This window comes from Variovorax sp. S12S4 (genome assembly GCF_023195515.1).
Taxonomy (GTDB): Bacteria; Pseudomonadota; Gammaproteobacteria; order Burkholderiales; family Burkholderiaceae_C; genus Variovorax.
The window spans coordinates 5,294,524-5,310,089 of the sequence record NZ_JALPKR020000002.1 but is presented as its reverse complement, the minus strand read 5'-3'; the positions used below and the strand labels follow the sequence as shown (position 1 = coordinate 5,310,089).

The window sequence follows — 15,566 nt, the reverse complement described above, 5'->3', positions numbered from 1 at the left end:
GGCCAGGTCTTGCGGGATCAGCGGTAGACAGGGAAGCGGCTCGTGAGCGCGTGCACCTTGGCGCGCACTGCGTCGATGTTGGCCGCATCGCGCGGGTTCTCGAGCACGTCGGCCACCAGGTTCGCCGTGATGCGGGCTTCTTCGTCCTTGAAGCCGCGCGTCGTCATGGCGGGGGTGCCGATGCGCACGCCGCTGGTCACCATCGGCTTTTCAGGGTCGTTGGGGATCGCGTTCTTGTTGATCGTCATGTGGGCGGCGCCCAGCACGGCTTCGGCTTCCTTGCCGGTAATGCCCTTGGAGCGCAGGTCGACCAGCATCACGTGGCTTTCGGTGCGCCCGCTCACGATGCGCAGGCCGCGCTCGGTGAGGGTGTCGGCCACGATCTGGGCGTTCTTGACCACTTGCTGCTGATAGGCCTTGAACTCGGGCGTCATGGCTTCCTTGAACGCGACGGCCTTGGCGGCAATCACGTGCATCAGCGGACCGCCTTGCAGGCCCGGGAAGATCGCGCTGTTGATGGCTTTCTCGTGCTGCGACTTCATCAGGATGATGCCGCCGCGCGGGCCGCGCAGGCTCTTGTGCGTGGTGGAGGTCACCACGTCGGCATGCGGCACGGGGTTGGGGTACACGCCCGCGGCTACCAGGCCGGCGTAGTGAGCAATGTCGACCATGAAGATCGCGCCCACATCCTTGGCCACCTTGGCGAAGCGCTCGAAATCGATGCGCAGCGAATAGGCCGAGGCGCCGGCGATGATGAGCTTGGGCATGTGCTCGTGCGCCTTGCGCTCCATCGCGTCGTAGTCGATGGCTTCGTTGGCGTCCAGGCCGTAGCTCACCACGTTGAACCACTTGCCGCTCATGTTGAGGGGCATGCCGTGCGTGAGGTGGCCGCCTTCGGCCAGGCTCATGCCCATGATGGTGTCGCCGGGCTTCAAGAAGGCCAGCATCACGGCCTCGTTGGCCGATGCGCCGCAATGCGGCTGCACGTTGGCGGCGTCGGCGCCGAAGATCTGCTTGATGCGGTCGATGGCCAGCTGCTCGGCCACGTCGACATGCTCGCAGCCGCCGTAGTAGCGCTTGCCCGGATAGCCTTCGGCGTATTTGTTGGTGAGCTGCGAGCCCTGCGCGGCCATGACGGCCGGCGAGGCGTAGTTTTCGCTCGCGATGAGCTCGATGTGGTGTTCCTGGCGCGCGTTTTCGGCCTGGATGGCAGCCCAGATTTCGGGATCGGTCTGTTCGACCAGGATATTGCGTTGGTACATGGCAGTCCTTTGAAGACGAGGTCCTTGTTCTTCAACCAAACAAGGGCTGCCCAGGCGAACGGCTGAACGCCTGAATGGATGCCAGGCGGCACGCTTCCCAGTGGTATTCCACGTCAGCGCGTGGCACCTTTGGAGGTGCTGCGCCTATCGCCAGTCGCGTACGGAACGGAGTGTAGCTCACCCCATGGTTTTGCCCATGGGGCAGGGGCTCAGGAAACCTCGGAAAGCAGTGCGACTTTTTGAGGATCGGCCACCACCGGCTCGGCCGCTTGCTCCGGCTTCGGCGGTACAGCGATGGGGATTGGCTGCGCGCGAACGATGGGCGCCGAGGGCGCGGTCGTGGTCGGAGGATTGCGGCCATTGGCCACCTGCAGCAGCCGCTCGTGCTCGGCGAGGACCTTGTTGGCATAGCCGCCGTCGTCGTCGAGATTGGCTGCGCCCACGTAGTAGCGCAGGCCGCCTTCGAGCGAACCGGCGCGGGCGATGCATTCCTGCAGCACTTTCACGCCGACGCGCATGTTGGTCACGGGGTCGAAAGCAGTGAGCGTGCCGCCGGCGCTTTCGTATTTGTCGCCGTGCACGCGGGTCATGACCTGCATCAGGCCCTGCGCGCCCACGTGGCTCTGGGCGAACGGGTTGAAGCTCGATTCGACCGCCATGATGGCCAGGATCAGCGTCGGGTCGAGCTTGGTGCGCTTGCCCAATTGGTACGCCTCTGCGACGAGCACGCTGAGGGGCTCGGCCGCGACGCGGTACTTCTTGCTGAGCCAGTAGGCCACCGCGGCCTGCTGCTTGGGCAGGTCGCCGGGGCTCGCGGCCGTGGTGCGCACAATCGCGGTCGGCTCCAGGTCGGTGGGCTCGGGCGCGGGCTTGCGCGACTGGAGCCAGCCCATGAGCTGCTCTTCGCCGGTCTGGCGCAGATCGGGCCGTGCCACCAGGGCGAGAGCCGCAAACACAATAGCCAGGCCGACCAGTGCAAACCCGTTGTGGGTGATCTCAAAAAAGCCGTCTGCCACATCGGACGCAAAGGTCCTTAGCCCGCGGGCTGTGGCATCAAACGCCTTGTTCATCGCTCTTCCTTTCTATGCGGCACCTGATCGCAGCGCCCGGAGGGCGACGGATGAAGGCAGCGGCGCTTGATTGGTACGAATCAGGCTCCGCGCATGGAGGTGTAGGGGTGAGGGCGCGGCGACCTGATCAAGCCGGGGGAATTCGGCAGCGGGTTCAGGGGCCCCTGCTGGGTCTGGGGCAGGCCAGGGGCAGGCGGATTCTAGCGTGGCTAAATACTCGGTCAAGCATAAGAATCTATTTCCTTATGTGATTACATATTTAAACAAATCCAACTTTTTGATTCGAAGGACGAGGGAAATCCCTTGGGGCCAGGCATTGCAATGCAGCCGTGCGGCGCCTAATCTGAACACGCCTGAGTTCTCAGGCGGTTTTCCGAAATCCGGCAGCCCGAGGTGCAAGTCAAGGGCTCGAACGATGGAGGATCCATGGCGGCAATCTCTTGCTGCCAGCACGGCAGGAACCATTGACTTCCAGTCGCGCGAAACGATGGCATGGGTCTTATGCCCGCCATCAAGCCCGGTAATGAGACTTTCGTCGAATTGCCGGGCTTTCTTGTTTCTGGCTTTGCTTCTCTTTGCGGCACACTCCCGCGATGGATGTAGCTTCGCTCAAACAAAACAAATGGATGCGGCGTGGGATCGTCGCCTTGCTGGTTCTTCTGGCCTTGTGGGTCATTGCGTGGCTGGCTGTTCCGCCCATCGCCAAGAGCCAGATCCAGAAGATCGCAAGCGAGAAGCTCGGCCGGCAGGTTACCGTGGGCAAGATCGACTTCAAGCCCTGGACCCTCGAGCTCGCGCTGAACGATCTGAGCATTGCCACGGCCGACGGTAGCCGGCCCCAAGTGGCCATCAAGCGAATCTACGCCGATGCCGAGCTGCAGTCGCTCTTGCGCCTGGCGCCCGTGATCGATGCGGTGTCGGTCGAGTCGCCGGCCATCCTCCTCACGCACCTTGCCGACGGCAAGTACGACATCGACGACATCGTGGCCAAGCTCGCGGCCGGCCCGCCGCCCGATCCCAAGGCCGAGCCCGCGCGCTTCGCTATCTACAACATATCCATCAAGAACGGCGCCGTCGATTTCGACGACCAGACCGTCAAGCGCAAGCACGAATTGCGCGACTTCGTGCTGAACGTGCCGTTCCTGAGCAACCTGGCTTCCAAGCGCGACATCAACACCGAGCCCAAGCTTGCCTTCACCCTCAACGGCAGCAAGTTCGACTCGGCAGCGCTCACGACGCCGTTCGCCGAAAGCCGCAAGACCGACGCCCATGTGCAGTTCAAGGGGCTCGACCTGGTGCCGTACCTGGGCTACATACCCGGCGGCTTGCCGGTGAAGCTGCAAGCCGGCAGCCTGGACGCCGACCTGAAGATCGACTTTGCCCAGGCTCCCGCGCCCGGCCTGAAGATCACCGGCACCATCGAAGCCCGCGGCGCCAAGCTGGGCGATGCACGGGGCCGCGACTTGCTGGCGTTCGAGTCGCTCAAGCTGGCGCTGGCCGACGTGCGCCCGCTGGAATCGGTATTCCACCTGAGCGAAGTTGCGCTCTCCAGTCCGCAGCTTGCGGTCGCCCGCGATGCGAAGGGCCAGCTCAACCTGCTGGCCACCGATCCGGCCACCGGGGCTGCCGAAAAAGTAGCCGCCGCTCCCGCTGCCGCGGCAAGTGCTCCGGCCGGCAAGGCACCTGAAAAACCGAAGCTCAAGGTCCAGGTCGACAAGCTCTCGCTCAGCGGCGGGCGCATCGGCTGGCGCGACGAAACCGTCAAGCCTGCAGCGGTGGTCGACCTGAGCGCGCTCGGCCTCGATGTGACCGGCGTGACTTGGCCCATGGAAAAGCCGGCCCAGTTCAACGGCAGCACCGCCGTAGCGGGCGCAACGCTCAAGTTCAAGGGCAACGCCACCGACAAGGCGGCCAACGTAGAGACAGAAGTCGAGGCGCTGCCGCTGTCGCTGGCGGCTCCTTATCTGGCGCAAAGCCTGGAGCCGACGCTCGACGGCAAGCTCAGCGGACAGATCGACATCGCCTGGGCCCAGCCCGACCTCAAGTTCAAGGCCCGGCGCCTCGCCGCCGACGGCCTGGCGCTCACCCAGGCGAAGACCGCCCTGGCGAGCGTCGGCCGCTTCGAACTGGTCGACGCCGAGGTCGACATGACGAAGCACACGCTGAACGTGGCCTCGTTCACCGCCACCAACCCGAAGGTACATATAGAACGCGACAGCGAAAAGCGCTGGATGTTCGAGCGTTGGTTGAAGACGCCCGCCGGCGGCGCGGCGGCAGAGGCCAAGGTGGCCGCGCCCAAGCCCGCGGGCGCCGGGTCGGCGGCCGCAGCGCCGGGCGCCAACACCAAGCCGTGGGCATTGACCATCGGCACGCTCGCGGTCGACAACGGCACGCTTTCATATGCGGACAAGGCCAGCGCAACGCCTGTGGCGGTCGAGATCACGGCGCTCAACCTGAACGCGCAGAAGGTCGCGCCCGAGACCAGCACGGTGTCGCCGCTGCAGATTTCAGGACGCATCGGCTCGCGGCGGGCCGAGCCGGGCCGCTTCGACTACAAGGGCCATGTGGTGCTGAAGCCGCTTTCGGCCGAAGGCCGGCTCGAAGTGGCGTCGTTTCCCGCCCATGCCTTCAAGGCCTACTACGCGGATGCCCTCAATGTGGACATCCGCCGCGCGTTCGCGAGCTATCGCGGCACCGTGCGCTATGCAAGCGCACCGGCCGGCATGACGCTGAAGCTGGCCGGAGACACCGCGCTCGACGATTTCCGCGCCAACAGCATCTCGCTGACCCAGTCGCCCGGTTTCGACCGCAACACCAACCAGCTGCTGAGCTGGAAGACGCTGAGCCTGCGCGGCCTGCAGGTGAGCATGGCGCCCAACGCGCCGCCGGCGGTGGACGTGCGCGAAACCACCCTGACCGACTTTTTTGCCCGTGTGATCGTCGACCCCACCGGGCGGCTGAACCTGCTGAACCTGACCAAGAAGGGTGAGGCGGAAGGCAATGCCGCGGCGGCAACCAGTGCCGAGGCAAAGACCCGCAGGAGCCTGGGCGGAACCAGCACCACCACGGCGCCCCTGCCGCAGTCCGGCGGCGCCCCGGCGTCGGCCGAAGCCATGGTCGGCGGCAGCCCCGAGCCGGCCAGGCCGGCTTCGGCGCCTGTTGCAACGGCGCAGGCTGAAGCCGACACCGGGCCCAAGCCGGTCATCAACTTCGGCCCGATGAGCCTGGTCAACGGGCGCATCGACTTCACTGACCTGTTCGTCAAGCCCAACTACTCGGCCGACCTGAGCGAATTGACCGGCAAGCTCAGTTCCTTCTCGTCGAATCCGCCGAAGGGCGAGAGCGGCCGTCCGGCGCTGGCGGACCTGGAATTGCGCGGCAAGGCGCAGCAGACGGCGGCGCTGGAAATCACCGGCAAGCTCAATCCGCTGGCCAAGCCGCTCGAGCTCGACATTACGGCCAAGATGCGGGATCTCGACTTGGCGCCGCTGTCGCCCTATTCGGTGCGCTATTCGGGCCATGGCATCGAGCGCGGCAAGATGAGCATGGACGTCAACTACAAGATTGCGGCCGACGGCCAGCTCACGGCCACCAACAAGCTGGTGCTCAACCAGCTGCAGTTCGGCGACGAAGTGCAGGGCGCACCCAACAGCCTGCCAGTGCGGCTGGCGGTGGCTCTGCTGGCCGACCGCAACGGCGTGATCGACGTCGACCTGCCGCTGCGCGGTTCGCTCAACGATCCGCAGTTCAGCATCGGCCCGCTGATCTTCAAGGCGATCGTCAACCTCATTGTCAAGGCGGCGACATCGCCGTTCAGCCTGCTGACCGGTGGGCTCGGCGGGGGCAGCGGCGAATCGAGTACCGTCACCTTCGAACCTGGCAGTTCGGTGCTCAGCGCGAGCGCCAAGGAAAGCCTGGACAAGGTCGCCAAGGCCTTGACGGAGCGTCCGACCCTCCAGATGACGGTGGTCGGCACTTCCAGCCTCGAGCAGGAGCGCGATGCCTACCAGCGCCAGCGCCTGCGCCAACTGGCCCAGGCCGAGAAGCGGCGTGCGGCCGTGCGTGGCGGCCAGGCGGGCACCGACGTGCCGCCGGTCACCGATGCCGAATACCCCGAACTCCTGACCGCCGTGTACAAGCGCGCCGACATCACCAAGCCGCGCAACATGGTCGGGCTGGCCAAGGACCTGCCGGTGAAGGAAATGGAAAACCTGCTGATCACGAGCATTCCGGTCGATGAAGAGTCGATGCGGCAACTGGCCGTGGAGCGCGGCGCCGTGGTGCGCGACTACCTCCTGGCGCAAAAGCTTCCGAGCGAGCGCCTGTTCCTTGGCGCCGTGAAAACCAAGGCAAGCGGTGCCGACTGGAAACCGGGCGCCGAACTCAACCTGGCCATGAAGTAGGCAGAAGAGCACTTGGTTTTTTGCGCCGGCCCGCTATATATGTAGGCCGCCGCCCGGGCCTTCCGGCAGCTATTTGGCTGCTGTCCCGGCATGGAATTCAACCGCCCGCCACAACTGGGTGAAAATGTCGATGTGCGCCGGCCTTTGCCGGCGCCTTCGCTTTCTCTCTTCAGACAACGATCTCGCGCAAGTGACCTCTACTTCTTCCAAGCCACACGACCTCCAGGCCCTCGACACGCTCACCGGCGGCGCCTTCACCGCGCCAACCTCGGGCGAGCGCGCCGCGCGCATCCGCGACTGGCTCGCGGGCAACCCCGCGCCCGAGCAGATGCAGGAAGTCTTCAAGGAGCTGAGCGGCCGCGACAAGGGCGCGGCGCGCCTCTTGCGCGAAAAGCTCGACGAACTCAAGCGGGCCAAGGGCCAGGAAGCCATTGCCGCCGAATGGGCGCAAAAGGCCGAGGCGTTGCTGGGCCAGTCCAAGCTCAACATTGCCGATGCGCTCGCCTGGCAGCGCGATGCCGCCAAGGCCGGCGCGCCGCTGTCGCGCGAGCCGCTGGCTGGTTTCAAGGTGCAACTCGCCGAGCGCGTGAAGGGCATCGAAGACCTGCAGCACCGTGCCCAAGTGCACCGCGAAGCCGCCGTGCTGCTCGCGCAGCGCTTCGAAGTGCTCTCGACCAAGGGCTGGCAGGACGCCCAGGCCGCCGAAGAATCGCTGCGTGCCGACGTGACCCATTGGCAGCAACAGGCTGCCGACATCACGGCCGATGCAAACTGGACCAGCCTGGACGCGAGGTTTGCCCCGCAGCTCGAATCGTCGAAGGCCCAATTGCTGGTCGTGTCCGATGCGTTCCATGCGGCGTTGGCCCAGGCGCAAGCCGCGGCTGCAGACTCCGCGGCGCCCCTGCCGCCGGTGCCCGTGTGGGCCGACGAGCTGCGCGCGGCGCGCGGTGAAGTAGTGGCGCCCAAGGCCGCGCCCGCCAAGCCGGCCGCACCCAAGGTCGACCCCGCAGTGCGCGCAGCCGCGCAAGACGCCGTGCAAGCGGCCCTTGCCAAGCTCGAGCAGGAAACCGCCGAAGGCCACGGCAAGGCCAGCGCCGGTGCGGCCGCTGCGCTGCGCGCGGTGCTGAAGGAACATGGCAAGCTTGTCGATGCCCCGCTCGAAGCACGCGTGCATGCGGCGCTGGTGGCGGCCGGCGAACTCGAAGGCTGGCAGCGCTGGAGCGCCGACAAGGTGCGCGAAGACCTCGTTGCCAAGGCTGAGGGCCTGCTCAAGCGCCCCGAAGGCCAGGCCCTCGGCGGCCGCAAGATGCAGGAAACGCTGCGGTCGCTGCGCGACCAGTGGAAGCAGGCCGACCAGGGCGGCGTGCCCAACCATGCGCTGTGGAAGCGCTTCGACGAAGCCTGCAACGAAGCCCACAAGGTGGTCGAAGCCTGGCTCGAAAAGGTTCGCGCCGATGCGGCCGAGCACCGCGCCCACCGCGTGGCGCTGATCGAAGAGGTCAAGGCCTGGGCGGCCGAGCATGCCACCCCCTCCGACCTGAAGGCGCACAACCGCGCGCTGCACCAGTTTGCCGACCGCTGGCGCGATGCCGGCCACGTGGGCGAGAAGGTCTTCGCCGAGCTGCAGCCGCAGTGGAACGAAGCATTCGGCGCCGCGCGCGCACCTTTCGAGACGGCGCAAAAGGCCAGCATCGAACGACGCCAGGCCATGATCGCCGAGGCCGCCGAGTTGGGCGCCCAGCCCATGCTGCGCATCGATGCCGTCAAGGCGCTGCAGCAGCGCTGGCAGGCGGAGGCCCAGAGCGTGCCGCTCGACCGCCGCCACGAACAGAAGCTGTGGGACGCGTTCCGCGCACCCATCGACGAAGCCTTCAATCGCAAGACGGCGGAGCGCGAGAAGTCCGCGACCGCAATGAGCGAACACGACCGCCATGTGCTCGAGGCGTCCAAGGCGCTTGACGCTGCCAATGCCGGCGGCGACGTGCAGAAGATTCGTGCCGCCATCGCCCGGCTCGAAGCCGCGCTGCGCGGCGAGGCGCCCCCACCGGCACCCGCGGCCTCCAGCGACGGACCTTCGGTCGGCGCTACCGAGGTGGTCGCACCCGGGCAGGCCGCGGCCGAATTCGGCGAGAGCGCCGAACAGGCCCCGGGCTCGAGCGACGCGGAAGCCTTGCCGGGCACGCGCGCCGAATCGGCACCTGCTGCCAATCCCGATCTGGTAGCCCCTGCCGACGGTGCAGATGCATCGGCGCGAGCCGATAGCGCTGCACACGAAGGCAGCGAGCCTGCTGCGGCCGAAGAAGCCAAGGCCCCGCCCGCACCGCCGAAGCCGGCTCCCAAGCCGGTGGTTGCCGTGCGCGGCGACGACCGGCCCGGCAACAAGAAGGCCGAAGCGGCCCCGGCAGCCCGTACAGGCGGCAGGTTCGGCGACCGGCGCGATGGCGCCCGTCCGGGCCCGGGCGGCCCTGGTCGTCCTGGCGAGCGCGGGGCACCTCGCGCTGATGGACGTGGCGACCGCGGCGATCGCGGTGCACCGGCCGGACGCTTCGGCGACCGTCCGCCGCGCTTCGAAGACCGTGGTCCGCGGCTCGGCGACGCGGCCTTCCGCGCGCAGCGCGAAGCCCTCGAGCGTGCGGACATGGCGCTGCGCAAGCTGGCGGCCCAGGCCCACGGCGAAGCGCTCACGCAAGTGCTCGGCGCATGGGAGCAGCGCGACGCGTCCAAGCTGCCCAGCGTTCAGGAGCTGGGCCGCGCGGTAACGCCCGCGGTGCGTACCGGCTGGTCTCAGGCCATCGGTTCGGCGCCCAAGGCCGCACCCGATGAAGCCGCCGAAGCGCTGCTGCGCCTTGAAATGGCCGCCGAAGTGCCGACGCCTGCCGAGCAGCTCGACGCACGCCGTGCGCTGCAGCTCAAGCTGCTGACGAAGCGTGGCGATCCCCGCCGGCGCAAACCTGGGGCCAAGACGCCGGCAAGGTGCTGGCTGCCGCGCACGATGCAGCCAGCGCACGCCGCCTGCAGAACGCGCTGAAGGCGCTGCTGCGCAAGTAAGGTGCGCACCCGCCGCCGCACCGCCTGACGGCCATGCATGAAAAAGGCGCCCCGGGCGCCTTTTTCATGGGTGCGATGAAATCGCGTGGATCAGACTTTCTCGCCGATCATGGGCGTCTGGACCGTGGCCGCCTGCTCGGCCGCATGGCCGCTCGCCATCCGGCGCCGGACGAACAGCCCGCCGATGCCCAGCAGCAGGGCGACGGCGCCGACGATCAGCGTGATCTTGTCCGTGGCCATCGATGCTGCGACCTTGTCCTTGTTCTCCATGATCTTCTGTACGTCGGCGAGCGCGACCACCGGTTTGCCCTTGAGCTTGGCCTCGTACACGAGGTTGTTGTCCGAGGGATCGATGCGCACTTCGATGCCTTCGTCGATCAGCGGCTCGACCTTGCTCCGGCCGATGGCATGGTCGACGCGCCATTTCTCGATGCTGCCGTCGGCGAGCTTCGCGTCGAGCACGAAGTAGTGGCGCGTCGTGGTGCCGCCGCGGCGGCGCTTGGTCGTCTCGGTGATCTCGCTGCCGCTGACGATCGTGCCGCTCTTGGCGACCAGGTCTTCCACCGCAGTGCCGTGCGTGTCGGCGCCCGCCTTGAACTGCGCATAGGCTGCCCAGCCCAGGATGCCGATGCCGAAGAGCAGCGCGATCCATGCCTTGCCCGTGAGCTGATAGAACCAATCCCTCATGTTGTTGACCTTTTTCGGTGAGTTGATAACCCACCGATGTTAAGGGGCAAACTGCTACTGAATAGGTAGCAAAGAATGAAGAATTGGCGGGCGATCAGCCCTGTTTAGGAAGAAAGAATTCATCGAACAGCGCCACCACCGCGGGGAAGTCCCGCGCGAAGTTCGGACGGTTCACGAAGTAGGCCTCGCAGGCCACTGCGAAGAACTCGCTGATCGATGTCGCGCCATAGTCGTCGAGCCATGGCGGCTCGGCGCCGAAGCGGTCGGCAAGGATCGTCTTCTCGCGAAAGTCTTCGTACGCGGGCTGCAGCACCGCGAGCCAGGCGGCGCGAGCCTCGCGTGCGCTCTTCTTGCCCGCAAAGCCCGGCGGCAGCGGCGGGCAGCCGTCGGCATCGCCTGCGCGCATGTCGATCTTGTGGGCGAACTCGTGAATCACGACGTTGTAGCCGCCGCCCGTGGTGATGCCGCTGGCGAGAACGTCCTGCCAGCTCAGCATTACCGGGCCGCGATCCATGGCCTCGCCGGCCACCACCTCGTCGTATTCGTGCACCACCTGCGCTTCGTCGACGATCTTGCGCCGCGCAACGACCTCCGACGGATGCACCACGATGCCGACAAAATCGTCGTACCAGTCCAGGCCGCCCTTCAGGTTCAGAACCGGCAGCACCGCCTGCGCGGCAATCGCCAGCGCGACCTCGTCGGTAATGACGAAGCCCTGCGTGCCATGGAATTCCTTGTCGCGCAGGAATTCGGCGGTGAGGGTGCGCAGACGCTGTTGTGCGGCGTGAGGCAATTCGCCCAGAAAGGCATAGCGCTCGAGCGTCGCCTGCCAGGCAGCCTCCGGAATCGGGGGCAGGGCGCGCAACCGGCGCAGCCACTTGAACATTGCGGTGGTTAGCGCAGATCGACGCGTTGCGCGCCGGCGGGTGAAAGGCACAGCAGCTGCGCGGCGCGGCGGATGGGCCGCCGCGTCCCAGTCGCTCAGCACCATGCGCTTGAGGCCCTCGCCCAGGTCGTGGTCGGCGGGCCGGTGCGTGTGGCCGTGCACCAGCGTGCGCGCGCGCCCTGCCCAAGCCATTGGCGTGCTGCACCGCCATCCACATCGGCCCAGAGCGCCGACGGGTCGCGCTTGCGGTCTTCGCTTTGCGTACGCATCGATCGTGCGAGCGCCCGGCGCTCGGCCAGCGGCCTGGCCAGGAACGCGGCCTGCCATTCGGGCGTGCGCACCTGGGCGCGAAACTTGAGGTAGTCGGTATCGTCCAGGCAAAGAATGTCGCCGTGGCTCAGCAGCCAGCGTTCGCCGTGCAGCACCAGCACCGTGGGGTCGTCCAGCAGCGTGAAGCCGCATTGCGCCGCCAGCGCCGGGCCCACGAGGAAGTCGCGGTTGCCGTGCATGAAGTACACCGGCAACCGTTCGGCCGTGCGGCGCAGCAGCTCGGCGCACTGCGCCTCGAAGCCGGGCGGGGCGGCGGCATCGTCGCCCACCCACACTTCAAACAGGTCGCCGAGGATGATCAGCGCATCGGCCGGTGTGGTCTGCAAATAGCCCTGCCAAGCCTCGAAGGTGGCGGGCTCGCCGGCCTGCAGATGCAGGTCGGAAATGAGGTCGACGGTGCGCCACGTGGGCGGGGCGAGCAGCTCCTTGAAAGCCGGATTTGCCGCCATGCCGCTGTCGCGCCCCGCCTGCTCTTGCCGATCGTTATTCGGAGACGACGACAGCCTTTTCGATCACGACGTCTTCGAGCGGCACGTCGTCATGGAAGCCCTTGCGGCCCGTTTTCACGGCCTTGATCTTGTCGACGACATCGGTGCCGCTGGTGACCTTGCCGAACACCGCGTAGCCCCAGCCTTGGGCCGAGGGAGCGGTGTGGTTCAGGAAGCCGTTGTCGGCCACGTTGATGAAGAACTGGGCGGTGGCCGAGTGCGGGGCGCTCGTGCGGGCCATGGCAACGGTGTAGTTGTCGTTCTTGAGGCCGTTGTTGGCTTCGTTCTCGATTTCGGCGCCCGTGGGCTTTTGCTTCATGCCGGGTTCGAAGCCGCCGCCTTGCACCATGAAGCCCGGAATCACGCGGTGGAACACCGTGTTGTCGTAGTGACCGTTCTTCACATAGCTGACGAAGTTCTCGGCCGACTTGGGGGCCTTGGCGCTGTCGAGCTCGAGCGTGATCACGCCGTAGTTCTTGATGTGCAGTTCGACTTTGGGGTTGCTCATGAGGGAGTCCTTCTTTCGGATGTTCGGAAATTACTTCGCCAGTGTGGCGGACTTGATGATGATGGGCTCGAGCGGCACGTTCTGCATGCCGCCCTTGTTACCGGTTTGAACAGCGCGGATCTTGTCGACCACGTCGGTGCCGGCCACCACGCGGCCGAACACGGTGTAGCCGTAGCCGTCCGGGTTGGGCGCGTTGAGCGAGTCGTTGTTCTTCACGTTGATGAAGAACTGCGAGGTGGCCGAATTCGGGTTGCCGGTGCGCGCCATGGCAATGGTGTACCTGTCGTTCTTCAGGCCATTGTTGGCTTCGAGGGCGATGGGCGGACGCGTGGGTTTTTGTTGCATCTCGGCCGTGAAGCCGCCGCCCTGGATCATGAAGCCGTCGATCACGCGGTGGAACACCGTGCCGTCGTAGTGCTTGTCGTTGACGTACTGCAGAAAGTTTTCGACCGTCTTGGGTGCCTTGGCCTGGTCGAGTTCGACCAGGATGTCGCCGGCCGAGGTCGCGAGCTTCACGCGAGGCCCGGGCTGCTGCGCGTGTGCGGCACCGGCAAAGGCGAGGGCGGCGGCCAGCGCGAGCGCACCGCGGCGGCTGAATCGCGTGGACGGGAAATTGAACAAGGCTTGGATCGTCAAGGAAAGCTCCGTGTGCGAATGATGTGGGGTGCGGGCCCGGCAACGCAAGCTGCCGTGGCCAGGTGCACGTGCGGCCGGTTACTTGCTCGGACGGCCGACCGGCTTGCGAACTTCCGCCGGGGGCGGCGGCAGCGTTGCGGCTTGCGCCTCGGTCTTCGGGTTGAAGATCTGGCGGATCAGCGAGAGCTTGGGCGCCACGCTGGCGTTGGTGCTGGCGAATTGCTGCGCACGCACATACTCCTGGGCAGCCAGGCGCGCGTACACGTCGCCGAGATTTTCATGCGCGGTGGCGTAGTTCGGGTTGAGCTTGAGCGCCTGTTCCAGCGCGGCGCGCGCCTGGTCGAACTTGCTCTGCGCCGCATACAGCGCGGCCAGGTTGTTGTAGGGCTCGGGCAGTTCCGGGAAGTCTTGCGTCAGCTGCGTGAACGCGGCAATGGCCTCGTTCTGCTTCTTTTGCTCGGTGAGGATCACGCCCCGCAGAAAGCGCATCTGCGGATCGCGCGGCTTGCCGGTAATGTAGGCATCGGCCTTGGCAAGCGCTTCGTTCGACTTGCCCTGGCGCAGCAGCGTGTTGACGTCGTCGTAGTCGTTGGCGTACGCGGCGGAACCCCACAGGCTGAAGAGCAGTGCAAAGGCGATGGAGAGTTTGGAGAACGCGACGTGCTTCATGAAGCCTCGGCAAGATTGGGAAGTGCGGGCCTTGAAAACACCCGGAATGTACACGGCAGCAGCCGTTTATACTGCGATGCATTGTAGCCGAGGGGCCATGTCCAACCCCTCGCGGCCACTGTCCCGTCACCCCTGAAATTCAACGTCGTTCGCCCGTGCCGCACGTGCGCGAAGCGACGCTTTCCGAGCCTCATGAGTCTGCGCATCTACAACACGCTTTCGCGTGAACTGGAGGAGTTCTCCCCATTGCAACCGGGCCGGGTGCGCATGTACGTGTGCGGCATGACGGTCTATGACCTGTGCCACATCGGTCATGCCCGCATGATGATGGCCTTCGACGTGGTGCAGCGTTGGCTGCGAGCGAGCGACTACGCCGTGACCTACGTGCGAAACATCACCGATATCGACGACAAGATCATTGCTCGCGCGGTGCAGCGTGGCATCACGATTCGCCAACTGACTGATGAAGTCATTGCCGCCATGCACGAAGACATCGGCGCGCTTGGCATCGAACCTCCCACTCTGGAGCCGCGTGCGACGGAGTACGTTCCGCAAATGCTCGGCATCATCGAGACGCTGGAGCGCAAGGGGCTGGCCTATCGCTCGCCCGACGGCGACGTGAACTATGCGGTGCGCAAGTTTCCCGGGTACGGAAAGCTGTCGGGAAAGTCGCTCGACGAATTGCATGCCGGCGAACGCGTCGCAGTGCTCGAGGGCAAGCAGGACCCCCTCGACTTCGTGCTCTGGAAGGCAGCCAAGCCATCCGAGCCCGACGATGCCAAGTGGGACAGCCCCTTCGGCACCGGCCGCCCGGGTTGGCATATCGAATGCTCCGCGATGAGTTGCGCCACGCTTGGTGAAACCTTCGATATCCATGGAGGCGGGGCGGACCTTCAGTTTCCGCACCACGAGAATGAAATTGCGCAAAGCGAGGGCGCCCACGGCAAGCCGCTGTCCCGCTTCTGGGTGCACAACGGCTTCGTGCGCGTGGACAACGAAAAAAATGTCCAAGAGCCTGGGCAATTTCTTCACCATCCGCGAGGTGCTCCAGAAGTACGACGCCGAAAGCCTGCGCTTCTTCCTCGTTCGCACGCACTATCGCAGCGCGCTCAACTACAGCGATGCGCATCTGACCGACGCCCGCAACTCGCTCAAGCGCCTTTACACGGCGCTGGACCTGGTTACCCCCGCGCCAGTCGCGCTTGACTGGACGAACCCGCACGCAGCTGCTTTCAAGGCTGCGATGGATGAAGACTTCGGCACGCCTGGGGCCATTGCAATCCTGTTTGAATTGGCCACGGGAGTCCACCGTACGCAGTCCGCGGAAACCGCCGGGCTTCTCAAGGTGCTCGGCGGTACGCTGGGGCTGCTCCAAGGTGATCCCAAGGCGTTTCTGCAAGCGGGCAGCAGTCTCGACGATGCCGCAATCCAGGTGCTGATTGCGCAGCGCGCAGCCGCCAAGGCCGCAAAGAACTTTGCCGAGGCCGACCGCATTCGCAACGACCTCCTGGCGCAGGGCATCGTGCTCAAGGATTCGCCCACCGGCACGACCTGGGCCGCAGCGCAGTGAACGGAACCA

At 65.9% G+C, this 15,566-nt stretch carries 8 protein-coding genes, 3 pseudogenes and 1 riboswitch; of the genes and pseudogenes, 3 read left to right on the top strand and 8 right to left on the bottom strand.

Annotation, left to right across the window (positions count from 1 at the left end; genetic code table 11):
- Positions 1 to 17: 17 nt before the first annotated feature.
- Together glyA and M0765_RS26000 are read right to left on the bottom strand one after the other, a co-directional pair.
- Positions 18 to 1,262 carry a serine hydroxymethyltransferase gene (gene glyA, locus M0765_RS26005; protein ID WP_258506967.1) on the bottom strand — a complete coding sequence of 415 codons (1,245 nt, stop codon included), beginning with the start codon at positions 1,260 to 1,262 and terminating at the stop codon, positions 18 to 20.
- A gap of 41 nt (positions 1,263 to 1,303) precedes the next feature.
- Positions 1,304 to 1,430: riboswitch (ZMP/ZTP riboswitch) on the bottom strand.
- Between the two features lie 41 nt (positions 1,431 to 1,471).
- The gene (locus M0765_RS26000) at positions 1,472 to 2,332 is read right to left on the bottom strand and encodes a lytic transglycosylase domain-containing protein (RefSeq protein ID WP_258506963.1); all 861 of its coding nucleotides are present in this window, start codon (positions 2,330 to 2,332) and stop codon (positions 1,472 to 1,474) included.
- Positions 2,333 to 2,925: 593 nt separating this feature from the next.
- On the opposite strand from M0765_RS26000, the gene M0765_RS25995 reads away from it, so the two are divergent.
- Together M0765_RS25995 and M0765_RS25990 are read left to right on the top strand one after the other, a co-directional pair.
- The gene (locus M0765_RS25995; RefSeq protein WP_258506962.1) at positions 2,926 to 6,735 is read left to right on the top strand and encodes a DUF748 domain-containing protein; all 3,810 of its coding nucleotides are present in this window, start codon (positions 2,926 to 2,928) and stop codon (positions 6,733 to 6,735) included.
- A gap of 130 nt (positions 6,736 to 6,865) precedes the next feature.
- A pseudogene (locus M0765_RS25990) lies at positions 6,866 to 9,783 on the top strand (DUF349 domain-containing protein).
- 90 nt (positions 9,784 to 9,873) lie between these two features.
- On the opposite strand, the gene M0765_RS25985 reads toward M0765_RS25990, so the two are convergent.
- The 6 genes and pseudogenes from M0765_RS25985 to M0765_RS25960 all read right to left on the bottom strand — a co-directional run bounded on the left by M0765_RS25985 (position 9,874) and on the right by M0765_RS25960 (position 13,987).
- Positions 9,874 to 10,470, bottom strand: a complete 597-nt coding sequence (locus M0765_RS25985; protein ID WP_258506960.1) for a hypothetical protein — start codon at positions 10,468 to 10,470, stop codon at positions 9,874 to 9,876.
- Positions 10,471 to 10,564: 94 nt separating this feature from the next.
- Entirely contained in the window at positions 10,565 to 11,356 is a 792-nt protein-coding gene (locus M0765_RS25980; protein WP_258506958.1) for a M90 family metallopeptidase, read from the bottom strand.
- A gap of 8 nt (positions 11,357 to 11,364) precedes the next feature.
- Positions 11,365 to 12,135, bottom strand: a pseudogene (locus M0765_RS25975) (UDP-2,3-diacylglucosamine diphosphatase).
- Positions 12,136 to 12,169: 34 nt separating this feature from the next.
- The gene (locus tag M0765_RS25970; protein ID WP_258506957.1) at positions 12,170 to 12,682 is read right to left on the bottom strand and encodes a peptidylprolyl isomerase; all 513 of its coding nucleotides are present in this window, start codon (positions 12,680 to 12,682) and stop codon (positions 12,170 to 12,172) included.
- A gap of 30 nt (positions 12,683 to 12,712) precedes the next feature.
- Positions 12,713 to 13,318 (bottom strand): peptidylprolyl isomerase, encoded by a 606-nt coding sequence (locus tag M0765_RS25965; RefSeq protein ID WP_258506955.1) that lies wholly within the window; start codon positions 13,316 to 13,318, stop codon positions 12,713 to 12,715.
- Between the two features lie 78 nt (positions 13,319 to 13,396).
- Positions 13,397 to 13,987, bottom strand: coding sequence for a tetratricopeptide repeat protein (locus M0765_RS25960; protein WP_258506954.1), 591 nt, complete (start codon positions 13,985 to 13,987; stop codon positions 13,397 to 13,399).
- Positions 13,988 to 14,179: 192 nt separating this feature from the next.
- Between M0765_RS25960 and cysS the strand changes: the two are divergent.
- Positions 14,180 to 15,557 (top strand): annotated as a pseudogene (gene cysS, locus M0765_RS29575) (cysteine--tRNA ligase).
- Positions 15,558 to 15,566: the final 9 nt, after the last annotated feature.